The 25,177-nt window shown below is 70.4% G+C and carries 23 protein-coding genes; 7 read left to right on the plus strand and 16 right to left on the minus strand.

Translation table 11 applies throughout. The annotated features are described in order from the left end of the window. Positions 1 to 69: 69 nt before the first annotated feature. Positions 70 to 465: a superoxide dismutase, Ni gene (sodN, locus tag AC07DO_RS23255; RefSeq protein ID WP_055564736.1), complete on the minus strand. Its 396-nt coding sequence runs from the start codon at positions 463 to 465 to the stop codon at positions 70 to 72. Positions 466 to 609: 144 nt separating this feature from the next. Between sodN and sodX the strand changes: the two genes are divergently transcribed. Then, positions 610 to 1,044: a nickel-type superoxide dismutase maturation protease gene (gene sodX, locus AC07DO_RS23260; RefSeq protein ID WP_479062494.1), complete on the plus strand. Its 435-nt coding sequence runs from the start codon at positions 610 to 612 to the stop codon at positions 1,042 to 1,044. On the opposite strand, the gene AC07DO_RS23265 is transcribed toward sodX, so the two are convergent. Then, positions 927 to 1,577, minus strand: coding sequence for a CGNR zinc finger domain-containing protein (locus tag AC07DO_RS23265; protein WP_479062208.1), 651 nt, complete (start codon positions 1,575 to 1,577; stop codon positions 927 to 929). The two genes, sodX and AC07DO_RS23265, sit on opposite strands and share 118 nt — an antisense overlap. 91 nt (positions 1,578 to 1,668) lie before the next feature. Between AC07DO_RS23265 and AC07DO_RS23270 the strand changes: the two genes are divergently transcribed. Continuing rightward, the gene (locus tag AC07DO_RS23270; RefSeq protein WP_479062210.1) at positions 1,669 to 2,454 is read left to right on the plus strand and encodes a methyltransferase; all 786 of its coding nucleotides are present in this window, start codon (positions 1,669 to 1,671) and stop codon (positions 2,452 to 2,454) included. A 58-nt stretch (positions 2,455 to 2,512) separates the two neighbouring features. Here AC07DO_RS23270 and AC07DO_RS23275 read toward each other — a convergent pair whose 3' ends face one another. The 5 genes from AC07DO_RS23275 to AC07DO_RS23295 all read right to left on the minus strand — a co-directional run bounded on the left by AC07DO_RS23275 (position 2,513) and on the right by AC07DO_RS23295 (position 6,963). Then, positions 2,513 to 3,307: an AfsR/SARP family transcriptional regulator gene (locus AC07DO_RS23275; RefSeq protein ID WP_479062212.1), complete on the minus strand. Its 795-nt coding sequence runs from the start codon at positions 3,305 to 3,307 to the stop codon at positions 2,513 to 2,515. 127 nt (positions 3,308 to 3,434) lie between these two features. Then, the gene (locus tag AC07DO_RS23280; RefSeq protein WP_479062214.1) at positions 3,435 to 4,091 is read right to left on the minus strand and encodes a hypothetical protein; all 657 of its coding nucleotides are present in this window, start codon (positions 4,089 to 4,091) and stop codon (positions 3,435 to 3,437) included. Between the two features lie 114 nt (positions 4,092 to 4,205). Beyond that, the gene (locus tag AC07DO_RS23285; protein WP_479062216.1) at positions 4,206 to 4,967 is read right to left on the minus strand and encodes an amino acid ABC transporter ATP-binding protein; all 762 of its coding nucleotides are present in this window, start codon (positions 4,965 to 4,967) and stop codon (positions 4,206 to 4,208) included. Beyond that, positions 4,964 to 5,971 carry an amino acid ABC transporter permease gene (locus tag AC07DO_RS23290; RefSeq protein ID WP_479062218.1) on the minus strand — a complete coding sequence of 336 codons (1,008 nt, stop codon included), beginning with the start codon at positions 5,969 to 5,971 and terminating at the stop codon, positions 4,964 to 4,966. Before AC07DO_RS23290 ends, AC07DO_RS23285 begins: the two co-directional genes overlap by 4 nt. A 29-nt stretch (positions 5,972 to 6,000) precedes the next feature. After that, positions 6,001 to 6,963, minus strand: coding sequence for an ABC transporter substrate-binding protein (locus AC07DO_RS23295; RefSeq protein ID WP_479062220.1), 963 nt, complete (start codon positions 6,961 to 6,963; stop codon positions 6,001 to 6,003). A 555-nt stretch (positions 6,964 to 7,518) separates the two neighbouring features. On the opposite strand from AC07DO_RS23295, the gene AC07DO_RS23300 reads away from it, so the two are divergent. Beyond that, positions 7,519 to 8,733: an NAD(P)-dependent malic enzyme gene (locus AC07DO_RS23300; protein WP_479062221.1), complete on the plus strand. Its 1,215-nt coding sequence runs from the start codon at positions 7,519 to 7,521 to the stop codon at positions 8,731 to 8,733. A gap of 119 nt (positions 8,734 to 8,852) precedes the next feature. Next, on the plus strand, positions 8,853 to 9,815 hold the full coding sequence (locus tag AC07DO_RS23305) for a zinc-binding dehydrogenase (protein ID WP_479062223.1): 963 nt from the start codon (positions 8,853 to 8,855) through the stop codon (positions 9,813 to 9,815). Between the two features lie 32 nt (positions 9,816 to 9,847). Here the strand turns inward: AC07DO_RS23305 and AC07DO_RS23310 are convergent, their stop codons facing one another. Beyond that, a complete protein-coding gene (locus AC07DO_RS23310; protein ID WP_479062225.1) occupies positions 9,848 to 10,867 on the minus strand; it encodes a PadR family transcriptional regulator in 1,020 nt (339 codons plus the stop codon). A 1-nt stretch (position 10,868) separates the two neighbouring features. After that, positions 10,869 to 11,816: a DUF4097 family beta strand repeat-containing protein gene (locus AC07DO_RS23315; protein ID WP_479062227.1), complete on the minus strand. Its 948-nt coding sequence runs from the start codon at positions 11,814 to 11,816 to the stop codon at positions 10,869 to 10,871. A gap of 186 nt (positions 11,817 to 12,002) precedes the next feature. On the opposite strand from AC07DO_RS23315, the gene AC07DO_RS23320 reads away from it, so the two are divergent. Further along, the gene (locus tag AC07DO_RS23320) at positions 12,003 to 12,812 is read left to right on the plus strand and encodes a hypothetical protein (protein ID WP_479062228.1); all 810 of its coding nucleotides are present in this window, start codon (positions 12,003 to 12,005) and stop codon (positions 12,810 to 12,812) included. A gap of 38 nt (positions 12,813 to 12,850) precedes the next feature. On the opposite strand, the gene AC07DO_RS23325 is transcribed toward AC07DO_RS23320, so the two are convergent. From AC07DO_RS23325 to AC07DO_RS23345, 5 genes are all read right to left on the minus strand, one after another. Next, positions 12,851 to 13,033, minus strand: a complete 183-nt coding sequence (locus AC07DO_RS23325; protein WP_003961784.1) for a DUF6104 family protein — start codon at positions 13,031 to 13,033, stop codon at positions 12,851 to 12,853. Between the two features lie 131 nt (positions 13,034 to 13,164). Further along, complete coding sequence (locus tag AC07DO_RS23330) at positions 13,165 to 16,995, minus strand: multifunctional oxoglutarate decarboxylase/oxoglutarate dehydrogenase thiamine pyrophosphate-binding subunit/dihydrolipoyllysine-residue succinyltransferase subunit (protein WP_479062230.1); 3,831 nt, start codon at positions 16,993 to 16,995, stop codon at positions 13,165 to 13,167. 276 nt (positions 16,996 to 17,271) lie between these two features. After that, positions 17,272 to 18,351: a HAMP domain-containing sensor histidine kinase gene (locus AC07DO_RS23335; protein WP_479062496.1), complete on the minus strand. Its 1,080-nt coding sequence runs from the start codon at positions 18,349 to 18,351 to the stop codon at positions 17,272 to 17,274. Between the two features lie 36 nt (positions 18,352 to 18,387). After that, positions 18,388 to 19,125 (minus strand): response regulator transcription factor, encoded by a 738-nt coding sequence (locus AC07DO_RS23340; protein WP_055568825.1) that lies wholly within the window; start codon positions 19,123 to 19,125, stop codon positions 18,388 to 18,390. Positions 19,126 to 19,190: 65 nt separating this feature from the next. Then, positions 19,191 to 19,868, minus strand: a complete 678-nt coding sequence (locus tag AC07DO_RS23345; protein WP_479062232.1) for a spermidine synthase family protein — start codon at positions 19,866 to 19,868, stop codon at positions 19,191 to 19,193. Between the two features lie 185 nt (positions 19,869 to 20,053). Here AC07DO_RS23345 and AC07DO_RS23350 point away from each other — a divergent pair, with 185 nt between their 5' ends. Beyond that, positions 20,054 to 20,935 (plus strand): rhomboid-like protein, encoded by an 882-nt coding sequence (locus tag AC07DO_RS23350; protein ID WP_479062233.1) that lies wholly within the window; start codon positions 20,054 to 20,056, stop codon positions 20,933 to 20,935. Here the strand turns inward: AC07DO_RS23350 and AC07DO_RS23355 are convergent. Beyond that, positions 20,847 to 21,476: a GNAT family N-acetyltransferase gene (locus AC07DO_RS23355; protein ID WP_479062234.1), complete on the minus strand. Its 630-nt coding sequence runs from the start codon at positions 21,474 to 21,476 to the stop codon at positions 20,847 to 20,849. The two genes, AC07DO_RS23350 and AC07DO_RS23355, sit on opposite strands and share 89 nt — an antisense overlap. A gap of 140 nt (positions 21,477 to 21,616) precedes the next feature. On the opposite strand from AC07DO_RS23355, the gene lon reads away from it, so the two are divergent. Next, positions 21,617 to 24,037: an endopeptidase La gene (gene lon / locus AC07DO_RS23360; RefSeq protein WP_479062235.1), complete on the plus strand. Its 2,421-nt coding sequence runs from the start codon at positions 21,617 to 21,619 to the stop codon at positions 24,035 to 24,037. Positions 24,038 to 24,095: 58 nt separating this feature from the next. Here the strand turns inward: lon and AC07DO_RS23365 are convergent, their stop codons facing one another. Beyond that, positions 24,096 to 24,929 carry a lysozyme gene (locus AC07DO_RS23365; protein WP_479062237.1) on the minus strand — a complete coding sequence of 278 codons (834 nt, stop codon included), beginning with the start codon at positions 24,927 to 24,929 and terminating at the stop codon, positions 24,096 to 24,098. Between the last annotated feature and the right edge of the window lie 248 nt (positions 24,930 to 25,177).

Below are 25,177 nucleotides of genomic sequence, written 5' to 3' on the forward strand. Positions count from 1 at the left end.
CCGACAGCACCCGGCTCCGCGCGGATGCCGGGTGCTGTCGGTGAACGCGAAAAGAACCGACGCGGTGCGTCAGGCCTTCTTCGTCTCCCAGAAGATCTTGTCGATCTGGGCGATGTAGTCGAGCGCCTTCTGGCCCGTGGCCGGGTCGGTCGAACCCTTGGCGGCCGAGAGGGCCTTCAGGGTGTCGTTGACCAGCTGGTGCAGCTCCGGGTACTTCTCGAAGTGCGGGGGCTTGAAGTAGTCGCTCCACAGCACCGAGACGTGGTGCTTGGCGAGCTCGGCACGCTGCTCCTTGATGACCACGGCGCGCGCCTGGAAGTGCGCGTCGTCGTTGGCGGCCATCTTCTCCTGCACGGCCTTGACCGACTCCGCCTCGATGCGGGCCTGGGCCGGGTCGTACACGCCGCAGGGCAGGTCGCAGTGCGCGCTGACCTTCACCTTGGGGGCAAACAGGCGGGTGAGCATGTTGCTGTCCTCCTCGTGATCGTCTTCTCAGGTGGGACATTACTCCGTGAGAGACGGGTTTTCGCGAGTGCCCCCATGGGCTTAGGACAAAAGTCCAGGGTCAGACTGGGACTGGTGGAGGATAGGACCGGGGAGGTGCCGGTGATGCCGGAGCTGTCGCAGGAGAGCGAGCGCGGGAGGGCCCTCGTGCCGTGGGGGGCCGCGGAGGTGACGGGCCCTTCGATGGTGCCGACGCTGCACCACGGGGACCGGCTGCTCGTGCAGTGGGGGGCGCGGGTGCGTCCGGGTGACGTGGTGGTCCTGTGCCACCCCTTCCAGCAGGACCTCCTGGTGGTCAAGCGGGCCAAGGAGCGGCGCGCGGGCGGCTGGTGGGTGCTCGGCGACAATCCGTTCGCGGGCGGGGACAGCACGGACTACGGAGTCGTTCCCGAGGAACTCGTCCTCGGGAAGGTCCGGTTCCGCTACCGTCCGCCGGCGCCGGGCCGCCGTTCGCCGTTCGCGCTGGCGCGCTGGGCGCTGGGCGCGGTGCGGCCGGTGCTCGCGGAACGTTCCGTCTCCAGGCGCTTGCGGGCGCGGTAGGCGGCGACGTTGGCGCGGGTCGCGCACCGGTCCGAGCAGTACCGCCGGGAGCGGTTCGTCGACGTGTCGAGGTAGGCGTTGCGGCACGGCGCCGCCTCGCACAGGCCGAGGCGGTCCACGCCGTGCTCGGTGAGGTGGAAGCCGAGGCCCATCGCGGCGATCGCGGCGTACCCGGCCGTGGCGTTGGAGGGGTGGTCCGCCAGGTGCAGGTGCCACAGCGGACGGCCGTCGTCGTCGCGGTGGTCGTGGCCCGAGATCTGCGGGCTGACGGGGAACTCCAGGAGCAGTGAGTTCAGCAGGTCGACCGCGAGGGTCTCGTCACCGCCGTCGGCCGCCTCGAAGACGGCCCGGAGCCTGGCCCGCACGGACCGGAAACGCGTCACGTCGGAGTCCGTGGCGCGGCGGGCCATCTGCGTGCTCGGCCCGAAGAGCTCCCTGATCGCCTCGACGGACGTCAGCGTGTCCTTGTTGCGGCCCGGCTCCTCGCTGTTGACCAGGCGTACGGCGTAGTCCGAGTAATAGGCCAGTTCCACTTGTAGTCCTTACGAGGGCGGGCTAGGGTCATCTCGTCGGCCGGTAATGGCCGATTGCGGTACCAGGGTATTACGGAGTGGAGGGGTTCTGATGACGGAAACGGGGACCGGGACCGAGGCCGGCGCCGCGCTCGGCACCGACTGGCGCGCCTGGCAGGACAGCTGGGACCGGCAGCAGCAGTGGTACCTGCCCGACCGCGAGGAGCGGTTCCGCATCATGCTCGACATGGTCGAGGCCGTGGTCGGGACCGCGCCGCGCATCCTCGATCTGGCGTGCGGTACGGGAAGTATTACGGACCGGCTGCTCAAGAGGTTCCCGGACGCGACGAGCGTCGGCGTCGACCTCGACCCCGCGCTGCTCACCATCGCCGAGGGCACCTTCGCCGGGGACGACCGGGTCACCTTCGTCACCGCCGACCTGAAGGACCCGGACTGGACCGCGGCGCTGCCGCACGACTCGTACGACGCCGTGCTGACCGCCACCGCCCTGCACTGGCTCTTCAGCGAGCCCCTGGCCGCGCTCTACGGCCAGGTCGCCGGGCTCGTCCGGGACGGCGGCGTCTTCATGAACGCCGACCACATGCCCGACCCCGCGACGCCCCGCATCAACGCCGCGGAGAGCGCCCACCGGCACCGGCAGATGGACCGCGCCAAGGCGGAGGGCGTCCTTGACTGGAAGGAGTGGTGGCAGCTCGCCGCCCAGGACCCGGTCCTCGCCGGGCCCACCGCCAAGCGGTTCGAGATCTACGGCGAGCACGCGGACGGGGACATGCCCTCCGCGGAGTGGCACGCGCGGACGCTGCGCGAGGCGGGCTTCGCGGAGGCCCGCCCGGTGTGGGCCTCGCCGTCGGACGCGGTGGTGCTCGGTCTGAAGTAGCCGCGAGGCCCCGCTGGGGCGCCCCCGCGTCGTACGTCGTACGTCGTACGGGGGAGGGTCACACGGGCACGGGTGCGGGGCCGCGGCGCTGACGGTGTGCCGCCGCGATCGCGGGATCGCGGGACAGCACGGCCTGGTGCAGCTGCCGCAGCTCGCCCGTGGGCGCCACCCCGAGTTCGGCGTCGAGCAGCGCGTGCAGCGCGCGGTAGACGTCCAGGGCTTCCTTGGTCCGGCCCGACCGGTACAGGGCCAGCATCAGGCTGCCCCAGCGGTGTTCGCGGAAGGGCTGCTCCTTCACCCGCTCCCGGAACTCGCCGACGACCCGGGCGTGGGTCCCTGCGGCGAGATGGACGTCCATGGCCTCGTCCTGCGCCGTGAGCCGCAGCTCCTCCAGCCGGTCCGTCTCGGCCCGCAGCAGTCGGGAGGGCGCCATGCCGGCGAACGCGTCGCCGCGCCACAGACCGAGCGCCTCCGTGTACAGCTCCGCGGCCTGCCCGGGACGGCCCTGGCACGCGGCCTCCCTGGCCCGTGCGGTGAGCTGTTCAAAATCCGCCACGTCGAGTTCGCTGCCGCACAGTTCGATGCGGTAGCCGTCGGGGCCCGAACGGAGGCGGGCGGCACCGGGGTCCGCGAGGAGGGTGCGCAGACCGGACAGGTACGAGTGCAGATTGGCGCGCGCCGACCGCGGCGGGGCGTCCCCCCAGAGCTCCCGGACGAGTTCGTGGGCGGAGACGGCACGCTCGCGGCGCATCAACAGGACCGCCAGCAGCAGTTGAGGCTTTCGGCGCCGGAATGCCGCGGGCCTGCCCGCCTCGACCTCCACGCGAGCAGGCCCCAGGTACAAGAACCTCATATGGCGTCCCCCATGATCAGTGTCCAGTTCCCACTGAAGAGGGGGGAGGCCGGTGAACGGTTGCCTTTTCACGGACGGCTTTACGCGTCGGTGACCGCCCCGGCAGCCGTTTGCTGGACGAAAGGGGCTAACGGAACGCCGCGACGCAGAGATTGTCGTGCCGGGTGAACGAGTCCGACTCGTTGCTCCGGTAGGCGACGACGAGCGCGTCGGCCCGCACGCAGACGTTCTTGTGCCCGGCGTACGGCTTGGCGCTCAGCCCGTCCGGCTTGAAGGTGACCGGCCGGCCGCTGTTGTTCTGCCAGTAGTCGCTGCTGTTGGCGCCGTACGTCGACGAGCGCTTCGCGACCCGGAACCTGCCGCACTTCTTCGTGGACGAGATGCCCACGGCGAAGGGGGCACTGACCGCGACGGCGGTGCTCCGCTCGCACTTGGAGTCGTAGAACCGCTGCGACAGCGTCGCCTTGGTCAGCTTCGCCGGACGGCCGTCACGGTGACAGTTGGTGCGGGCGATGATGCCCATGCGCGGCTTTGACAGGCGCACCCGGTCGATCCAGATGTCCTTGCGGTCGGAGTGGGGCACCTTCCGCCACCAGCGGTACTCCATCTTGCCGGTGAGGTGGACGGTGATGCACCGCTTCAGGGCCTGCGAGTAGTGCGAGGTGGTCGAGTAGTAGTTCTTGCTCGTCCAGTGCCTGGTGACCGCGCCGGCATCGACGGTCGAAGCGAACTGGAGCGCCAGCGCGAGGGGCAGGACGACCAGCGCCTTCCGCACGGCTTTCATACGTGGACCTCCGTGGGGGGAGTGGGGGTGGGGGGGAAACAACAGGGCGGCCCGATCACCGCCGCAACGATGATCGGGCCGCCCTGCATACACGGCGCCATACACGGCCGGATGTCAGAGAACCTTGGACAGGAATCCCTTGGTGCGCTCGTGCTGGGGGTTCGTGAGTACGTCCCTGGGGTGACCGGACTCGACGACCACACCGTCGTCCATGAAGACGAGGTTGTCGCCCACCTCCCGGGCGAAGCCCATCTCGTGCGTGACGACGATCATCGTCATGCCGGACTCCGCCAGGTCGCCCATCACCTCGAGGACCTCACCGACCAGCTCCGGGTCGAGCGCCGACGTCGGCTCGTCGAAGAGCATCAGCTTCGGCTCCATGGCCAGGGCGCGGGCGATCGCCACCCGCTGCTGCTGGCCGCCGGAGAGCTGGGACGGGTAGTTGCCCGCCTTGTCGCTGAGGCCGACCCGGTCGAGGAGCCGCTCGGCGCGGGCTCGCGCGGTCGCCTTGGCCTCCTTCTTCACCTGGATCGGCGCCTCCATGACGTTCTCCAGGGCCGTCATGTGCGGGAACAGGTTGAAGCGCTGGAAAACCATGCCGATGTCCCGGCGCTGCAGCGCGACCTCGCTGTCCTTCAGCTCGTAGAGCTTGTCGCCCTTCTGCCGGTAGCCGACCAGCCGGCCGTCGACGTAGAGCCGCCCGGCGTTGATCTGCTCCAGGTGGTTGATGCAGCGCAGGAAGGTCGACTTCCCGGAGCCGGAGGGTCCGATGAGGCAGAACACCTCACGGGGGGCGACCTCCAGGTCGATGCCCTTGAGGACGTCGACGTGACCGAACGACTTGTGGACGGCCTCGGCCTTCACCATGGCGTTCATGCCGCGCCTCCCTTCGGGCGGCCGAGAGACAGCATGTTCGCCTTCACCTTCTGCCAGGGAGTGTCAGGGAGCTGACGCAACGACCCCTTCGCGTAACGACGTTCGAGGTAGAACTGGCCGACGCTGAACACGCTCGTCAGCGCGAGGTACCAGACTGATGCTACGAAGAGCATCTCCATGACCGCGAACGACGTGGAGCCGATCACCGTCGCCGACCGCAGCAGATCCACGTAGGTGACCACCGTGACCAGCGAGGACGTCTTCAGCAGGTTGATGAACTCGTTGCCGGTCGGCGGGATGATCACGCGCATGGCCTGCGGCAGCACGATCCTGCGGGTGGTCTTCGTGCTGGTCATGCCCAGCGCGTGGGCCGCCTCGGTCTGCCCGTGGTCGACCGACTGGATGCCGGCCCGGACGATCTCCGCCATGTACGCGCCCTCGTTGAGGCCGAGTCCCAGCAGGGCGACCATGAACGGCGTCATGACGTCCGTCATCTCGTCCTTGTAGATGAACGGGATGTTGAAGACGGGGAAGATCAGCGCCAGGTTGAACCACAGCAGCAGCTGCACGTAGACCGGCGTGCCGCGGAAGAACCAGATGTAGAGCCAGGCGACGCCGCTCGTCACCGGGTTCTTCGACATCCGCATGACGGCGAAGACGAGGCCGAGAACCAGACCGATGATCATCGAAAGGACGCTGATCAGCAGCGTGCGGCCCGCGCCCTTCACGATGCGGTCGTCGAAGATCATGCTTCCGACGGTGTCCCACTTCACGTCGCCCTGCGAGAACGCGTAGATCAGCAGGGCGAGGAGAGCGACCACGATGACGCCGCTGACCCAGCGGCCGTAGTGGCGGACGGGGATGGCGCGAATGGCCTCGGGCCGGGGTGCTTTGTCGACGACCGTGGTGGCCGGTGCCGCCTTCGGCGGAGTGTCTTCCACCGTCTTGTCGTCGGCCGTCTTGCCGACGGTGTCGTCGGCCGCCTTGTCGAACTTGTCAGTCACGGTGACTGCCCTTCAACGGTGCTCGACGCTCACTTGCCGGCATTGATGGTGGCCTTCTTGACGGCACTGTCCTTGACCTGCCACTTGGCCAGGACCTTCTCGTACTCGCCGTTCTTGAGGATCGCGTCGAGGGCCGCCTTGAGGGCGTCACGCAGCTCCGGGTTCTTCTTGCTGACGGCGATGCCGAACGGGCCCGCGTCGGTGATGCCGCCCGTGACCTCGAACTCCTTGCCGCCGCCTGCCGTCTTGGCGATGTGCTGGGAGACCGGGGAGTCGTTCAGGTCGGCGACCGCGCCGCCGGACTTGACGCGCGTCTGGGCCTCGGCGTCGTTCTCGAACGCGCCGATGTCGATGGCCTTCTTGCCGTCCTTCTTGCACTTCGCGGACTGCGCCTTGAAGGTGTCCTCGTAGATCGTGCCCCGCTGCACGGCGACCTTCTCGCCGCACAGGTCGTCCATGGACTCGATCTTCTCGGGGTTGCCCTTCTTCACGAGGAGCGAGACGCCCGACATGAAGTAGTCGACGAAGTCGACGCCCGTGCCGACCTTCTTGCCCTTGTCGTCCAGGCCCTGCTGACGCTTCTTGGTGTCCGACATGGCGGACATGACGACGTCCTGGCGGCCCGAGTTCAGCGAGGTGATCAGTCCGTCGAAGGTGCCGGAGGTGAACTTGAACTCGACGCCGAGCTGCTTGCCGAGAGCGGTGGCGAGATCGGGGTCGATACCGACGATCTTGCCGCCCTCCTCGAACTCCATGGGCGCGTACTGGGCGTCCGTGCCGACGTTGATGACGCCCTTGTCCTGGATGTTCTTCGGCAGCTTGTCGAAGAGCGGGGCGCTGTTCTCCTTGCCGCCGCCCTCCTTCGCGGAGTCGGTCTGGTCACCGCAGCCGGTCAGCAGCAGCGCACCGGCGACCGCGATCGCGCCGACCGTGGCCATCCGGGACTTCGCGGACTTACCGGCGGTGGTACGACAGATGGAGCGTGCGGTCATGAGGGTCCTCCGGCGGATGAGGGAGTTGCCGAGCGGTCGGGCACACACCTTCGGGTGTCGCGACCTCGTGTGATGACCGCATCTTGCCATTCGGACCGTCCGATTCTGGGTGCCGGAGATATCAAAATCGGATAACGGGCGGGCCTCGAAACACAACATCCCGGTATGGCAGGGGCGTAACGGGGTCGGAGCGAATCGTCGTTAACCAATCGGTATCCGGCGTATCTCGCGATGTGGACCATTGGCGCTTGAGTGGGCCACGAAATGCCCTATTCGGAGAATCTGGAGGAATCGGGCATTCCCCAGTGCCCCTCGTCCCGGCCTCCAGGGACTTCTGCTGAGCATGCTGCAACCAATGTCACTCGCCCGTGCCCACCGCCTTCAGGTACAAAGGTTGGCTACACCCCTCATCCGGGGCCCAGGGCGCGTGTGCGGCGCGCTCGCGTGTCCGTACCTCCCTCCGCCGACAGGCGGGGAACGGACGCGGTGCCCGCCCACTTCCCAACCGGGAGTGGACACCCTCAACTGATGAATAAGACTTAAGGGGTCAGACAAGTGGCAGCGGAGATCGTCAATCCTCGCAGCGACAGCAGTACGGGTCACGAGGGCGCAGACGAGCCCTTCGATCCGGCGTTTGCGCTGCACCGCGGCGGCAAGATGGCCGTGCAGGCCACCGTGCCGGTCCGCGACAAGGACGACCTGTCCCTGGCGTACACGCCCGGCGTCGCGAAAGTGTGCAGCGCGATCGCCGAGCGTCCGGAACTCGTCCACGACTACACGTGGAAATCCAATGTCGTCGCCGTGGTGACCGACGGGACCGCCGTGCTCGGTCTCGGCGACATCGGCGCCGAGGCCTCCCTCCCCGTGATGGAGGGCAAGGCCATCCTGTTCAAGCAGTTCGGCGGCGTGGACGCGGTGCCGATCGCGCTCGCGACGACGGACGCCGACGAGATCGTCGAGACGGTGGTGCGCCTCGCCCCGTCCTTCGGCGGCGTCAACCTGGAGGACATCTCGGCGCCGCGGTGCTTCGAGATCGAGCGCAAGCTCCAGGAGCGGCTCGACATTCCCGTCTTCCACGACGACCAGCACGGCACGGCCGTCGTGACGCTGGCGGCGCTGCGGAACGCGGCGAAGCTGACCGGGCGCACCCTCGGTGACCTGCGGGCCGTCATCTCCGGCGCCGGCGCGGCCGGTGTCGCCATCGCCAAGTTCCTCCTGGAGGCGGGGCTCGGCGACGTGGCGGTCGCGGACCGCAAGGGCATCGTGAGCCGCGGCCGGGACGACCTCACCCCGGTCAAGCGCGAGCTCGCCGAGCTGACGAACAAGGCCGGGATCAGCGGCTCGCTCGAGGCGGCCCTGAAGGGCGCCGACGTGTTCATCGGCGTCTCCGGCGGCACCGTCCCGGAACCGGCCGTCGCGTCGATGGCGCCGAACGCGTTCGTGTTCGCCATGGCCAACCCGAACCCCGAGGTCCACCCGGACGTCGCGCACAAGTACGCGGCTGTGGTGGCGACCGGCCGCTCGGACTACCCGAACCAGATCAACAACGTGCTGGCCTTCCCCGGCATCTTCGCGGGCGCGCTCCAGGTGCGGGCCTCCCGCATCACCGAGGGCATGAAGATCGCCGCGGCCGACGCCCTCGCCGACGTCGTCGGCGACGAGCTCTCCGCGGACTACGTGATTCCGTCGCCGTTCGACGAGCGCGTCGCTCCGGCCGTGACCGCGGCGGTCGCCGCCGCGGCCCGCGCCGAGGGTGTCGCCCGCGCCTGACCCGGGCCCACGCGAACGGACGCGCCCCCTGCCGTGCCACTCAGTGCGGCAGGGGGCGCGGTGCGTGTCACAGCCGTACGTGGTTCCGCCGGAGCGTCCCGCACGCCTAGGGTCTCCTCATGTTCGCTGCCTACGCTGCCCGTATCGACCGTGACCAGCCGCTCGACGGCCTCGAGTTGGGGGAGCGGCCCGCCCCCGAGGCGCGCCCCGGCTGGTCGACCGTGAACGTCAAGGCCGCCTCCCTCAACCACCACGACCTGTGGTCGCTGCGCGGCGTCGGCCTGGGCGAGGACAAGCTGCCCATGATCCTCGGCTGCGACGCCGCGGGGATCGACGAGGACGGGAACGAGGTGGTGCTCCACTCCGTCATCGGGCAGTCGGGGCACGGCGTCGGGCCGCACGAGGGCCGCTCCATCCTCACCGAGAAGTACCAGGGCACCTTCGCCGAGCGCGTGGCCGTCCCCACCTGGAACGTGCTGCCCAAGCCGAAGGAACTCTCCTTCGCCGAGGCGGCCTGCCTGCCCACCGCCTGGCTGACCGCCTACCGCATGCTCTTCACCAACGCCGGTGTACGGCCCGGCGACTCGGTCCTCGTGCAGGGCGCGGGCGGCGGTGTCGCCACGGCGGCGATCGTGCTCGGCAAGGCGGCGGGCCTGCGGGTCTTCGCGACCAGCCGCGACGAGGCCAAGCGGAAGCGGGCCCTCGAGCTGGGCGCGGTGGAGGCGGTCGAGGCGGGTGCGCGCCTTCCGCAGCGGGTGGACGCGGTCATCGAGACCGTGGGCGCGGCGACCTGGTCCCACTCGGTCAAGTCGCTGAAGCCGGGCGGCTCGCTGGTCATCTCCGGAGCAACCAGCGGCGACCGCCCCTCGCACGCCGAGCTCACCCGCATCTTCTTCCTCGAACTCAAGGTCGTCGGCTCGACCATGGGCACCAAGGACGAGCTGGAGGACCTGCTGTCCTTCTGCGCGACCACGGGCGTGCGGCCCGTGGTCGACGAGATCCTGCCCCTGGACCGGGCCAGGGAGGGCTTCCAGCGCCTGGAGTCGGGCGAGCAGTTCGGGAAGATCGTGCTGGAGGTCTGACCTTCGCGGGGCTCCCTCGGCTCCCCGCTGCCTCAGCTCTCCGTGGCCGGGGCCCGGAGTGCCGCGCCGATGTGTGCCGCCGCCTGCGACAGGTGGCGGCGCGCCTCCCTGAGCTGGGACTCCGTCACGCCGTGGTCGCGGGCCGCGTCGCGGATGTCGTCGCGGAAGCGGTCGAGGAGACGGTCGAGGTCACGGCCGGGGTCGCCGGTGGTGTCCTCGCGGGCCCAGTCGGGCGCGTACTCCACGGGGAGGTCCTCGCGGGCGACGCTGAACGTGGGCTCGTTGCCCGCGGTGGCGGTACCTGGGTCGGTGCGGGTGCCGAAGCCCTTGCCGAAGTCCTTGCCGAGCCGCGTCCCGAAGTCGCCGAACTCCTTGGCCAGTTCGGTCAGCCCCTCCCGTACGCCCGTCGGCCAGTCGCCGCGCGTGAAGTGGTCCTGCACCTGCTCCTGTACGTGCCGGACGATGCGCTGTGCCTCCGCCTGGGCCTGCCGCGCCTGGGCGTGGGCCTGGTCCTGGGCGTCCTTCGCCTGACGGCGGGCGCGCTGCGCCTCCTCGCGGGCGCGGCGGCTCTCGTCCTTCGCGCGCCGGGCCTGTTCCTTCCACCCCTGCTTGGCGCGCTTGAACTCCTCCTTGGTCTGGTGCCAGCTCTCCGAACCGTCCGGGCCGAGCGCCTCCTTGGCAGCGGCCCGCATCTCACGGCGCAGGTCGCCCGCGGCGCCCTGCACCCCGTCGCGGATCTCGGCGGCGAGTTCGGCGACCGATTCGCGGATCTCCAGCTCCAGGTCGGCCAGCTCACCGCTGCGGCCGGCCAGCTCGGCGCGGCCCGCGTCCGTGATGGCGTAGACCTTCCGGCCGCCCTCGGTGGTGTGCGTGACGAGACCCTCGGCCTCCAGCTTCGCGAGGCGGGGGTACACGGTGCCCGCGGAGGGTGCGTACAGCCCGTGGAAGCGCTCCTCCAGGAGCCTGATCACCTCGTAGCCGTGGCGGGGGGCCTCGTCGAGCAGCTTGAGCAGGTACAGGCGCAGGCGGCCGTGGGCGAACACGGGGGGCATTTCAGAGCACCTTCTTGTGGATCGGGCCATCGGTCGGGCCATCGGTCGGGCCATCGGTCGGGCCATCGGTCGGGCCGTCGGTCGGGCCGTGGGTCGGGCCGTGGGTCGGGCCGTCGTTCTCGTCGTCGTACGGATCTTCCTCCATCTGGGGCCTGCGCAGGAGCGCGATGGATCCGGAGACCGTCGTCGCCCTGAGCCGCCCGCGTCCCGCGCCGAGGCGCCCCGTGATCCGCTTGGCGCCCCACTGGCCCCCGACCCGCAGGTCCTCGAAGGCGTTCGACACGGATCCGCTCGCCGTGTCCACCTCGACCTCCGCGTCCGCGGGGTGGGGGAGCCGGATCGCGATCTCGCCGGAGACGCTCGTCAGGGCGACGTCGGTCGGGGTGCCCGCCGGGTCGAGGTCCACGATCATCGAGCCGCTCACGGAGTCGGCCCGGACGGAGGGGCCCGCCGCCTCGACGACCGTGAGGCCGCCGGACACGGAGTTGAAGCGGAGGTCGCCGGTGACGCCCTGCGCCTCCACGTCGCCGGAGACGGTGTCCGCGCGGACCGCGCCCGCGAGGCCGAGCAGGGTCGTGTCGCCGGTGACCCCCTTCACCTCGGCGCGGCCCTCGATGCCGGAGACCACGGCGCCCGCGCCGACCACGCCCACCTCGACGCGCGTGGCCGCGGGCACGGCCAGGGAGACGACCGCGCTGCGGCGCCAGCCCTTGCGGTCGAGCCACTTGAGGAAGCCCTTCCAGGGCAGGTCTTCGTACGCCACCGTCAGCGTGCCGTCCTCGTGGGTCACCCGGAGCGGTGGCCCCTCTATCTCGCTGACCTCCAGGCGGGCGGAGGCCTCGTCCGTGCCCACCACGTTCACCGTCCCGTTGACGACACGGACGTGGAGTGCGGTCACGGGGGCGTCGAACGTGAGCTTCACGGGCTCGGCGACGGACCACTCCGACATGAGCTGACCTCCTGGGCGGCGGGCCGGATACGACGCGCCATATCGCGTCTTCTGCTATTCACGATATATCGCGGGACGGGGAAGTCAAGAACTCGTACGGGTGAGCGCATGCAGAGCTCTTTGAGCCGACTGGACCGATGGTGCGCTGATTGCGCTGATTGCAGCGATCTGTCCTAGCGTGGGGCCATGTCGTCCGATGTTTCCTCCCCAGGTGCGCTGCTGCTCTGCCGGGCCGAGCCCGACGTCGTGGAGATCGCGGCCCAGCTGCTCCGTGAGCGGATGCTGCTCGCGGAGGCCGGCCGCGACTGGAGCGTGCTCGTGCCCGAGGGCAAGCCGTGGCTGCACGGCGAAGAGCCCGTCGACCGTGTCCTGACGGGATGGGCCACCGCGCTCGCCGTCGGCTCGGCGTGGCCCGTGCTCGCCCTGTGGTGGGACGGCGACCGCTCCGGCTACACCCTCGCCTCGGGGTTCCGGCGGACGGTCGGGTACGAATGGCTGGCCAACGGGACGCCCGTCGGGGAGGACGAGGCGATGCGCACGTTCGCGGCGCGGCTCGGCCTCGACCCCGTCCTGGACATGCAGTCCCTGGAGGCGCTGACCCGCCCCGACACGGAGGCGGACGCGCGGGCCAGGATGCTCGGCCTCCTCGCCGTCCTCACCCGCGCGGGCCTCACCCTCCCGCCGGGCCTCGGCCCCGGCGAACCGGCGGACCGCCTGCGCGCGGTGGCCCGCGTCCAGGAGGGTGTGCGCCAGGTCGAGTGGCCCGGATGGCGGGACGCGGTCAGAGCGGAGTTCGGAGCGGTCGAGAAGGGCCCTCTGGGCCCCTGGGTGCGCGGCCCCCGCGCCAGGGCCCTGGCGGCCGCCCAGCTCGCCGCGGGCGTCCCGCTGGCGGTGTGGGCCGTACGGCGCCGCAGCGGAGGCTGGGGCGCGGCGGCGGCGCTCCTGATGGCCCAGGGCGCGGCGGGACTCGCGTACGACCGCGTACGGAGCTCCTGAGGCCCCGGCGCCCCGCCCTCACGACGACGACGTGACGGTTACTCGTCCTCGTCCTCGTCGTCCAGCCGCGCGAGCCACGTCGCCAGGCGCTCGACCGGGACCTCGAAGTCCGGGTTCAGGTCCACGAACGTGCGGAGCTGCTCGGCGAGCCACTCGAAGGTGACCTCCTCCTCGCCGCGCCGCTTCTCAAGCTCCTCGATGCCACGGTCGGTGAAGTACAACTCAAGCTCCTGATGCGGACGGATCGTTCCACCTCAGGATAGGCGCCGGTCGCGGCCCGGAACGCCGGAGGGCCCGTCCCCCGAGTCATGGAACTCGGGGGACGGGCCCACCTGCGTACGACCGTCGGGGACTACGCCTCGAAGACCTCGCCGATCAGCTGCTCCTGCTCGGCCTGGTGACGCTTGGCCGAACCGACCGCCGGGGACGAGCCGTGCGGCCGCGAGATGCGGCGCAGGCGCTCGCCGTGCGGGATGTCCGCGCCGACCGCCAGGTCCAGGTGGTCGATGAGGTTGAGGGCGATGAAGGGCCACGCGCCCTGGTTCGCCGGCTCCTCCTGCGCCCACAGGTATTTCTCGGCGTTCGGGTACTTGGCGATCTCCGCCTGGAGCTCCGCACCCGGCAGCGGGTACAGGCGCTCGATGCGGATGAGGGCCGTGTCGTCGGCGCCGCGCTTCTGCCGCTCGGCCTCCAGATCGTAGTACAGCTTGCCCGCGCAGAAGACGACCTTGCGGACCGCCGACGGGTCGACGTGGCTGTCGCCGATGACCGGACGGAAGCCGCCCGTCGTGAACTCCTCCGTCTTCGAGGCCGCCGCCTTGAGGCGCAGCATCGACTTCGGGGTGAAGACCACCAGCGGCTTGTGGTGCGGGTTGTGCACCTGCCACCGCAGGAGGTGGAAGTAGTTCGACGGAAGGGTCGGCATCGCGACCGTCATGTTGTTCTGCGCGCACAGCTGGAGGAAGCGCTCGATACGGGCGGACGAGTGGTCCGGACCCTGGCCCTCGTAGCCGTGCGGCAGGAGCAGCGTGACACCGGAGTGCTGGTTCCACTTCTGCTCGGCGGCGGAGATGTACTCGTCCACCACCGTCTGCGCGCCGTTGACGAAGTCACCGAACTGCGCTTCCCACATGACGAGCGACTCCGGGCGGGCCAGCGAGTAGCCGTACTCGAAGCCCATCACCGCGTACTCGGAGAGCAGCGAGTCGTAGACGTTGTAGCGCGCCTGGTCCTCGGAGAGGTACATCAGCGGCGTGTAGTCCTCGCCCGTCGCGCGGTCGATGAGGACCGCGTGGCGCTGGCCGAACGTGCCGCGGCGGGAGTCCTGGCCCGACAGACGGACCGGGGTGCCTTCCAGGAGCAGCGAGCCGATGGCGAGGGTCTCGCCCATGCCCCAGTCGATCGTGCCCTCTTCGACCATCGTCGCGCGGCGCTGCAGCTGCGGCAGCAGACGCGGGTGGACGGTGACCCGGTCGGGGATGTTGACCTGGGACTCGGCGATCCGCTTGACGACCTCCTGGGAGATCGCGGTCTCGACGTGCACAGGGAACTCGGCCTGCGGCGCGGGCACGTCGGCCTGCGCGGGCTGCGAGACGGCCTCGCGGACCTCGGTGAAGACCTTCTCCAGCTGGCCCTGGAAGTCCTGGAGCGCCTGCTCGGCCTCTTCCAGGGTGATGTCGCCGCGACCGATGAGGGACTCGGTGTAGAGCTTGCGCACCGAGCGCTTCTTGTCGATCAGGTCGTACATCAGCGGCTGCGTGAACGCCGGGTTGTCCGACTCGTTGTGCCCGCGGCGGCGGTAGCAGATGAGGTCGATGACCACGTCCTTGTTGAACGCCTGGCGGAACTCGAAGGCGAGGCGGGCGACGCGGACGACGGCCTCGGGGTCGTCGCCGTTCACGTGGAAGATCGGCGCCTCGATCATGCGGGCCACGTCGGTGGCGTACATGGAGGAGCGCGACGACTCCGGGGCGGCGGTGAAGCCGACCTGGTTGTTGATGACGATGTGGACCGTGCCGCCCGTGCGGTAGCCGCGCAGCTGCGACATGTTGAGCGTCTCGGCGACCACACCCTGGCCCGCGAAGGCCGCGTCACCGTGCAGGGCGACGGGCAGGACCGTGAAGTCCGTGCCGCCCTTGTTGATGATGTCCTGCTTGGCGCGGACGATGCCCTCGATGACCGGGTCGACCGTCTCCAGGTGGGACGGGTTGGCGGCCAGCGACACCTTGATCTGCTCGCCGTCCAGACCGGTGAAGGTGCCCTCGGCGCCCAGGTGGTACTTCACGTCGCCGGAGCCGTGCATGGACTTGGGGTCCATGTTGCCCTCGAACTCGCGGAAGATCTGGGCGTACGACTTGCCGACGATGTTGGCGAGGACGTTCAGGCGGCCGCGGTGGGCCATGCCGATGACGACCTCGTCCAGGCGCGACTCGGCGGCGCTGTCGAGCACGGCGTCGAGCAGCGGGATGACGGACTCGCCGCCCTCCAGGGAGAACCGCTTCTGGCCGACGTACTTCGTCTGCAGGAAGGTCTCGAAGGCCTCCGCGGAGTTCAGCCGGCGCAGGATGCGCAGCTGCTCCTCGCGCTCGGGCTTGGTGGCGTGGGTCCGCTCGATGCGGTCCTGCAGCCACTTGCGCTGCTTCGGGTCCTGGATGTGCATGAACTCGACGCCGGTGGTGCGGCAGTACGAGTCGCGCAGCACGCCGAGGACGTCGCGCAGCTTCATCATCGACTTGCCGGCGAAGCCGCCGACCGCGAACTCCCGCTCCAGGTCCCACAGGGTGAGGCCGTGCTCGGTGATGTCCAGGTCGGGGTGCTTGCGCTGCTTGTACTCCAGCGGGTCCGTGTCGGCCATGACGTGGCCGCGGACGCGGTAGGAGTGGATCAGCTCGAAGACGCGGGCGGCCTTCGTGACGTCGTCGTCGTGCGAGGCGTCGATGTCCTTGAGCCAGCGGACCGGCTCGTAGGGGATCCGGAGCGCCTTGAAGATCTCGTCGTAGAACTCGTTCTCACCGAGGAGGAGGTTCGCGACGATGCGCAGGAACTCGCCGGAGGCGGCGCCCTGGATGACCCGGTGGTCGTAGGTCGACGTGAGCGTCATGACCTTCGAGATGCCGAGCTTGTTCAGGGTGTCCTGGGAGGTGCCCTGGAACTCCGCGGGGTAGTCCATCGAGCCGACGCCCATGATGACCGACTGTCCGGGCATCAGGCGGGGGACCGAGTGGACGGTGCCGAGGCCGCCGGGGTTGGTCAGCGACACCGTGACGCCGGTGAAGTCGTCCATGCCGAGCTTGCCGTCGCGGGCGCGCCGGACGATGTCCTCGTAGGCCTGCCAGAACTCGAAGAAGTTCAGCGTCTCGGCCTTCTTGATGCCCGCGACGACCAGCTGGCGGTCGCCGTTGGGCTTCACCAGGTCGATGGCGAGGCCGAAGTTGATGTGCTCCGGCTTGACCAGGGTGGGCTTGCCGTCCTTCTCCTGGAAGGAGTAGTTCATCGACGGCATGGCCTTGATGGCCTGCACCATCGCGTACCCGATGAGGTGCGTGAAGGAGATCTTCCCGCCGCGGGCGCGCTTGAGGTGGTTGTTGATGACGATGCGGTTGTCGAAGAGCAGCTTCACCGGGACCGCGCGGACCGACGTCGCCGTCGGGACCTCGATCGAGGCGTTCATGTTCTTCGCGACCGCGGCGGCGGGGCCGCGCAGCGTCACGAACTCGGGACCGGCCGGGGCTCCCTCGGCAGGGGACGCCGGCTCCGCCTTGGCGGCGGGCTTGGCGGCCGCGGGCTTGGCGGCGGCGGGCTTCGCGGCGGGCGCCGGAGCGGCGGCCGCGGGCTTCGCGGGAGCGGCCGGTGCCTGCGCCTGGGGAGCGGCGGGGGCGGCCTGGGCCGCGGGCTTCGCCGGAGCGGCGGGCGCGGCAGGGGCGGGAGCAGTGGTGGACGCGGCCCCCGCGGCCGTGTCACCCGCCGGCTTCGCCGGGGCGGCGGCCGCAGAGGCTGCCGTTCCTGGCTTGTAGTCGGCGAAGAAGTCCCACCAGGCTCGGTCGACCGAGTTCGGGTCCTGGAGGTACTGCTGGTAGATCTCGTCGACGAGCCACTCGTTGGGACCGAAGGCAGCAGCAGGGTCCTTGCCCTGACCGTCTTGGTCGGTCGAGATGCTCGAGCTACTGGGGGACTGTGACGACACGGCGGTAACCGCCCTCTTCCGCTTCACAAGGTGATGGACAGCGGAAATAAAGGCTACGCCTCCCGGACCGTGAGGTGCAGACCGGGCCCGGCATCCGTCGCGTAAGTCACACTGGATCCGTGGTTTCGGCGCTGTAAATGGCGGGAAACAAGCGAGGTTCTGCAACGCCAGATGGCCGCGCGGGTACGTCGGGTACGACGTCTACGCGCGGCGGCGCCCACCGGGTGCCCCGAAGTGGCACCCGCGAATCGCTTCCACTCGAACCCTACGTCAACTTCACGCCTCGGGCAGGCCCGGAAGAGTGACCTGGATCCGGCAGCCACGAGGGGATTCGGCCACTCCGATGTGACCTCCGTGGAGATCGACCGCCCAGCGCGCGATGGCCAGGCCGAGGCCCGTCCCGCCGTCGTTGCCCGAGCCCTTCACGGGGGCTCCCGCGTGACTGCCGCGGTTGAAGCGCTCGAAGACGCGGTGCCACTCCGACTCCGGGATGCCGGGGCCCTCGTCGAGCACCTCCAGGTCCAGGGACTCGGGGTAGGGGCCGCGCCGGGCCCGCACCGTCACGCGCCCGTGCGGCGGGCTGTGCTTGACCGCGTTGTCGATGAGGTTCGCCACGACCTGGTGGAGCCGCTCCGCGTCCGCGTGGGCCGTCAGTTCCGGGGGTGACACGTCGAGGTGGAGGTGGACGTCCGTACGCGTGTGGCTGCCGGAGCCCGACGCGATGCCCGCGCGCGCGGAGGCCACCATGTTGGCCTCCTTCAGGACGCCCGACAGGTAGGGCCACACCTCGAAGCGGCGGGCCTTCAGCGGTACGACGCCGTTGTCCAGGCGGGAGAGGTCCAGGAGCGTCTCGACGAGCCGCCCCAGGCGCTCGGTCTGCTTCAGGGCCGTGCGCATCGTCTCGGGATCCGCGGCGGAGACGCCGTCGACGACGTTCTCCAGGACGGCGCGGAGTGCCGCGATGGGGGTGCGCAGCTCGTGCGAGACGTTGGCGACGAGCTCCTTGCGCTGGGTGTCCTGGGCCTCCAGGTCGTCCGCCATGGCGTTGATCGTGGCGGCCACGTCGCCCAGCTCGTCGCGCCGGTCGGCGCCGCGCGCCCGGCGCGTGTAGTCGCCGTGCGAGACGGCGCGGGCCACCGCGTTCATCTCGTCCAGCGGGGCGGTGAGGCTGTGCGCCACGAACTGCGTGATGAGGAGCGTGGCGATCACCGAGAAGACGGTGATGAAGCGCAGCTCGGTCTGGGTCTTCATGGCCACGAGGAGCAGGCCCGTGGTGATGAACACCGAGACGACGACCAGGGCGCCGAGCTTGGTCTTGATGGAGAACGGCCGCAGTCCTCCGAAGGGCCCGTGCATCACGTCACGCGCCTCCGCCTCACGGGGTCCTCCGCCTCACGGGGTGGGGGTCTCCAGCGCGTATCCCACGCCGTGCACCGTGCGGATCCGCTCGGCCCCGATCTTCCGGCGCAGCGCCTTGATGTGGCTGTCGACGGTGCGGGTGCCGGACGCGTCGGCCCAGTCCCACACCTCGGCCAGCAGCTGCTCGCGCGACAGGACGGCACGCGGGGTGTTGGCCAGGCAGACCAGCAGGTCGAACTCGGTGGGCGTCAGGTGGACGTCCTCGCTGCGCACCCGCACCCGCCGCTGCGCGTGGTCGATCTCCAGCTCGCCCAGGCGCAGGATGCCGCTGCGCGGCGTCGTCGCGGCGAGGGCGGCCCGCTCGACCCGGCGCAGCAGGACGTGCACCCGGGCCGCGAGCTCGCGCATCGAGAACGGCTTGGTCATGTAGTCGTCCGCGCCGACGCCGAGCCCGACCAGCATGTCCGTCTCGTCGTCACGCGCGGTGAGCATGAGGACCGGGACGGGCCGCTGGGCCTGTACCCGGCGGCACACCTCGAGGCCGTCGAAGCCCGGCAGCATGATGTCGAGAATCAGCAGGTCGGGCTGCCACGCCTGGGCGGTGTCGACCGCCGAGGGGCCGTCTCCGGCCGTTTGCACGACGAAACCCTCGGCGCGCAGCCGGGCCGCGATGGCGTCGACGATCGTCGGGTCGTCCTCGACCACCAGCACCCGGCGCTGGGCGCCCGGCATCGCCGTGGCGCCGTTGTGGGAGGTGTGTGTCTGCTCCATCGCCCGCCCCTGACACTGATCGCTTGTGTTCGGTCAGCAGAGTACGGGTCGTGAAGGCACCTCGGCTACGCAGCCCGGACGCCGAGGTGGACCACGTCCGGGACGCCTCGGGCAACGGGGATCTCTTCGGTTCGTACCCCCTGGAATCCGGCATTCCGTAGAGCTTCGTCGAAAGCGGACGAGGGCTGCGCGGACCACACGGCGAGCACTCCGCCGGGGTTCAGACGGGCTTTGCAGGCGGCCAGACCGGCAGGCGAGTAAAGGGAGTTGTTGCCCTCCGTCACCGTCCAGCCGGGGCCGTTGTCGATGTCGAGACAGAGCGCGTCGTAGGACTCCGTGGCTCCGGTTACGTAGGAGACGAGGTCGGTGTGAAGAATCTGCGCACGTATGTCGCGGAGCGCCGGTCCGGAGAGCTCGGCGAGGGGTCCGTCGTGGTGCCAGTCGATGATCGCCTGCTCGCGCTCGACGACGGCGATGCGTCCCCAGCGGGGGTCCGCGGCGGCGTGCGCGAGGGAGAAGCCGACGCCGAGGCCGCCGATGAGGAGGGCGGGAGCGGGGCGGTCGTCGAGGGCGTCGCGGGCCGCGTCGACGAGCAGGCGCTCGGAGCGGCCGTCTGAGGTGTCCATCAGGAAACAGCCGTTGGCGATGATCTGCAGCAGCTCACCGTGGCGCCGCAGGACGACCTCGCCGTAAGGACCCTCGCGCCGGTCGAGGACGACGGGGGCGGTGGTGTGGGTGTGCATGGCGCACAGGGTATTTCCGGGGGGTGCCCCCGCGTGGGTGGTTTTCGGGGCGTCCGTGGGCGGACGTGCGACGCAGCAGTCACCCGCCGGGTTGACGTGTGAGACGCACCTCACGTGGCGCCCGTCATAGACAGCGCCGGAAAAAGGGGCAAAGGGTGGACTGGGACGGAAGGAGCGCCACCCCCGTGAACCAGAGCGTGCGGCCCGCCGGGGCCGCGTCCGACGCCGAGACCCCGGCCGTGTCCGACGCCGAAACGTCGACCGTGTCCGCCACCAGGACTCCGGGCACCCTGAACGGAATACCGCGGCAGCCGACGCCCCGGCCACCCCGAACGGGGGAGCGCCCCGAGCCGGACGCGGCGGACCGTGCCGCCGGCGCGTCCACGCGGCGGCCGCGCCCCTGGCGGATCCTGCCCACGCCCACCGGCACGCCCTTCACCTTCGGGTACGCCCTGGTGCTCGCCGCCACCTCGCTCCTGACCCGGTACGCCGACCCGGAGCTCGTCGACTCGCTGCTGCACGGGTCGAGCACCGACGTCGCGCACCTCGCGCAGAGCCCCGTCCTCGTCCTGGTCGCCAGCGCCCTGTGGATCGCGGGCGGCATCACGTCCCCGTACGCGATCGTCTTCCTGCTGGTGCTCACCGCGCTGGAGCGCCGCATCGGAGGGCTGCGCGCCGCCGGTGTCTTCCTCCTCGGGCACGTCGTCGCCACGCTCGCGACGGAGGTCCCGGTCGGCTTCTCGGTCCTCGCGGGCCATCTGCCCGACAGCTCGCTGCACCGGCTCGACTACGGCATCAGCTTCGGCGTCGCCGCGAGCGCCGGCGCGCTCGCGGGACTCCTCACGCCGTGGCTCCGGTGGACCGTGCTCGTCTGCTTCGGCGGGATGCTGGTCGACGACCTCATCGCGTTCAGCGACCCGATGACGAACTGGGGACACCTGCTCGCGCTGGCGATCGGTGTCCTCACCTGGCCGCTGCTCAGGCGCCGGCCCGCGGCCGCGGAGCGCGCCGCATCGGCCACAGAGCCGGCCCGCCGCCCGGCAGCCGGACCTCGCCGAGCACCGTGAAGCCGAAGTGCTCGTACACCGGCAGGTTGGCCGGCTTGGACGACTCCAGGTAGACGGGCAGCCCGGCCTCGTCGGCCCGCGCGAGCCCTGAACGCAGGAGAGCGGCGCCGTGGCCCTGCCCCTGGACGGCGGGGGCGGCACCGAGCACGGCCAGGTACCAGTGCGGCTCCTGGGGCCCGTGCGCGGCGGCGGCCGCGGCGGCCTCCCGGAACAGCGGGGCGCGGTCGCCCAGGATCTCCGAGAGCTCCGCGACGGTCTCCGCGTCGGGCACGGCCTTGTCCTGCGCGCCCGGCGGCACCCAGAAGGAGGCCGCCGCCGAGGTGTGCTCGCAGCGGCCGTGGCGGACGTACTGCCGGGCGAAGAGCGTGGCGAAGTACCGCTCGAGCCCCGCCTCGCGCGTGGCCTCGTCCGGGAAGAACCAGCGCATCATCGGATCGTCGTCGAAGGCCAGGGCCAGCGTCCGGCCGATCGCCGCGGCGTCGTCGACCGCCGCGGTCGCCGGGGTGGGCCGTGCCGTTTCCTGCGGGTGGGGTATCGACATGCGGCTCATTCTGCACGCGATGATCTTGGCCGACGGGGCCGGGGGCCCTGATCGCTCACAGCGAACACGCCCCGGGGAACATCTCGGCACTCACAAGCATTGAGTCGGTACAGCTCAACTTGAATGCCGAAAGGGAGATCATGGCTACTGAGTCCGCCTCGTACACTTCGCTCACTCTGCCTGTGCTGCCGCTCGACGACGAGGTGGTCCTGCCCGGCATGGTGGTTCCGTTCGACCTGTCCGACGCCGACGTGCGGGCCGCGGTGGAGGCCGCACAGGCCGCCGCTCGTTCCAGTGGCGACAGCAAGCCGAAGGTGCTGCTTGTTCCGCGCATCGACGGGACGTACGCCGCGACCGGCGTCCTCGGCACCGTCGAGCAGGTCGGCCGGCTCTCCGACGGCGACCCCGGCGCCCTCATCCGCGGCCGGAGCCGCGTGCGCATCGGCGCGGGCACGACCGGACCCGGCGCGGCCCTCTGGGTCGAGGGCCAGAAGATCGACGACTCCGTGCCCGAGCCCCTGCCGGGCAGCGTCACCGAGCTCGTCAAGGAGTACAAGGCGCTCGCCACCAGCTGGCTGAAGAAGCGCGGCGCCTGGCAGGTCGTGGACCGCGTCACGCAGATCGACGACGTCGCCGCGCTCGCCGACAACTCCGGTTACTCCCCGTTCCTGACCACCCAGCAGAAGATCCAGCTCCTGGAGACCGAGGACGCGGTCGCCCGCCTCAAGCTCGCCACCGAGCAGCTGCGCGAGCACCTCGCCGAGCAGGACGTCGCCGAGGCCATCGCCAAGGACGTGCAGGAAGGCGTGGACAAGCAGCAGCGCGAGTTCCTGCTGCGGCGCCAGCTCGACGCCGTCCGCAAGGAGCTGCGCGAGATCAACGGTGACAGCAAGGACGCGGCTGAGGAGTCCGACGACTACCGCGCCCGGGTCGAGGCCGCCGACCTCCCCGAGAAGGTCCGCGAGGCCGCCCTCAAGGAGGTCGACAAGCTGGAGCGCGCGAGCGACCAGTCGCCGGAGGGCTCCTGGATCAGGACCTGGCTGGACACCGTCCTGGAGCTGCCCTGGAACGAGCACACCGAGGATCAGTACGACATCAAGGGCGCCCAGGAGATCCTCGACGCCGAGCACTCCGGACTCCAGGACGTGAAGGAGCGCATCACCGAGTACCTCGCGGTGCGCAAGCGCCGCGCGGACCGCGGCCTCGGTGTCGTCGGCGGCCGCCGCGGCGGCGCCGTGCTCGCCCTCGTCGGCCCGCCCGGCGTCGGCAAGACGTCGCTCGGCGAGTCCGTCGCGCACGCCATGGGCCGCAAGTTCGTGCGGGTCGCGCTCGGCGGCGTACGCGACGAGGCGGAGATCCGCGGCCACCGCCGTACGTACGTGGGGGCGCTGCCCGGACGCATCGTGCGGGCCATCAAGGAGGCCGGGTCCATGAACCCGGTGGTGCTCCTCGACGAGATCGACAAGGTCGGCTCGGACTTCCGGGGCGACCCGGCCGCCGCCCTCCTCGAGGTCCTCGACCCGGCTCAGAACCACACCTTCCGTGACCACTACCTGGAAGTGGAACTCGACCTCAGCGACGTCGTCTTCCTCGCCACCGCCAACGTCCTCGAAGCCATCCCCGAGGCTCTCCTCGACCGCATGGAGCTCGTCAGGCTCGACGGGTACACCGAGGACGAGAAGGTCGTCATCGCCCGCGACCACCTGCTCCCGCGCCAGCTGGAGCGCGCGGGCCTCGACAAGGACGAGGTGGTCCTCGACGAGAGCGCCCTGCGCAAGCTCGCCGGCGAGTACACGCGTGAGGCGGGCGTGCGCAACCTGGAGCGGTCCGTCGCGCGGCTGCTCCGCAAGGTCGCGGCCCAGCACGAAATGGGCGACCGGGAGCTGCCCTTCACGGTCACGGACGCCGACCTGCGGGGTCTGATCGGGCGTCCGCGCCACGTGCCCGAGTCCGCACAGGACCCGGCGGAGCGGCGTACGTCGGTGCCGGGCGTGGCGACCGGGCTCGCGGTCACCGGGGCGGGCGGAGACGTGCTGTTCGTGGAGGCGTCGCTCGCGGACCCGGAGACGGGAGCGTCGGGGCTCACGCTCACCGGCCAGCTCGGCGACGTCATGAAGGAGTCGGCGCAGATCGCGCTGAGCTTCCTGCGCTCGCACGGCGCCGAACTGGAGCTGCCCGTCGGCGACCTGAAGGATCGGGGCGTGCACATCCACTTCCCCGCGGGAGCCGTGCCGAAGGACGGCCCGAGTGCGGGCGTCACGCTGACGACCGCCCTCGCGTCGCTGCTCAGCGGCCGACTGGTCCGCACGGACGTGGCGATGACCGGTGAGATCTCGCTGACCGGCCGTGTCCTGCCGATCGGCGGGGTGAAGCAGAAGCTGCTCGCCGCGCACCGCGCCGGCATCACCACGGTGATCATCCCGAAGCGGAACGAGCCGGACCTCGACGACGTCCCGGCCGAGGTCCTGGAGAAGCTCGACGTGCACGCGGTCACGGATGTGCGCCAGGTGCTCGAACTGGCCCTCACGGCGGCCGAGGTGAGGATCCCGGCCGCGGCGTAGCTCCGCGCGGAAAGGGCACGGCGGCCACCCCCGACCGGGGTGGCCGCCGCCCGTGCGCTCAGCCGTTGGCGAGCGCCACCACCCGGTCGAGGGCGCCGTTGAACTTGTTGTGGTCGCCGACCGTCGGGCCCGACGAGGTGTACTGCCACATGGTGTGGAAGCCCCAGCCGGCCGGGAGTTCGCCCGGGCTCGTGTTGTAGCGGGGGATCCAGAGCGGGTTGGTCGCGCCGAAGCCGCTGTAGTTGCCGGTGCACTGCTTCCACCAGCTGGTCGCGGTGTAGATGACGGCGTCGCGTCCGGTGCGGGCCTTGTAGGTGTTCAGGAAGTCACGGATCCAGCCGACCATCTCGGACGGGGACTTGCCGAAGCAGGCCGCGCCGTACGGGTTCCACTCGATGTCCAGCGCGCCCGGCAGCGTCCTGCCGTCGCGCGACCAGCCGCCGCCGTTGCTCGCGAAGTAGTTGGCCTGGGTGGCGCCGCTGGAGGTGTCGGGCGTCGCGAAGTGGTACGCGCCGCGGATCATGCCCACGTTGTACGAGCCGTTGTACTGCTGGGTGAAGTAGGGGTTCTTGTACGAGGCGCTCTCCGTGGCCTTGACGTAGGCCCACTTCACCCCGCTGTTCCAGAGCGTCTGCCAGGCGACGTTGCCCTGGTGGCTGCTGACGTCGACGCCCTCGGTCTGGGTGGCGTCGCCACCGGTGGGGCGGCCGCCCTGGCCGTCGTGTTCGATGACGCCCTGACCGAGACGGGCGGTGCCGCGCTCGGGGACGTCGTCCGCCCGGGCCGCCGTGGGGAGCGTCAGGAGGAGGGAGAGGGCGGACAGTGCTGCGAGGAGGACCCCCGCCGGCGACAAGCGCGAGCGGCGGGCCGTTCCGGGTCTGTGCACGGGCATGTGCGTGCCTCCGAAGGCCTCGGTGGTGCTCGGTGGGGACCTGTCGACATGCAGTGGTGTGAACATGTCATGCAAAACGCTACGCACGTAGACCGCCGCTGGGGAAGGGGTCCGGTGTTCTGCCGTTGGTCCACTCCTGTGGCGGCGGCATCGGGGCGGCACGGCCCGGACCTTGCGAAATACTGGTCAGACCGCTGCCGCCCGGCCGCGGCGCGAGGGCCTTCCGGCGATAACTTTCAGAATCGGGA

The sequence above is a fragment of the Streptomyces sp. NPDC045678 genome, assembly GCF_056432085.1.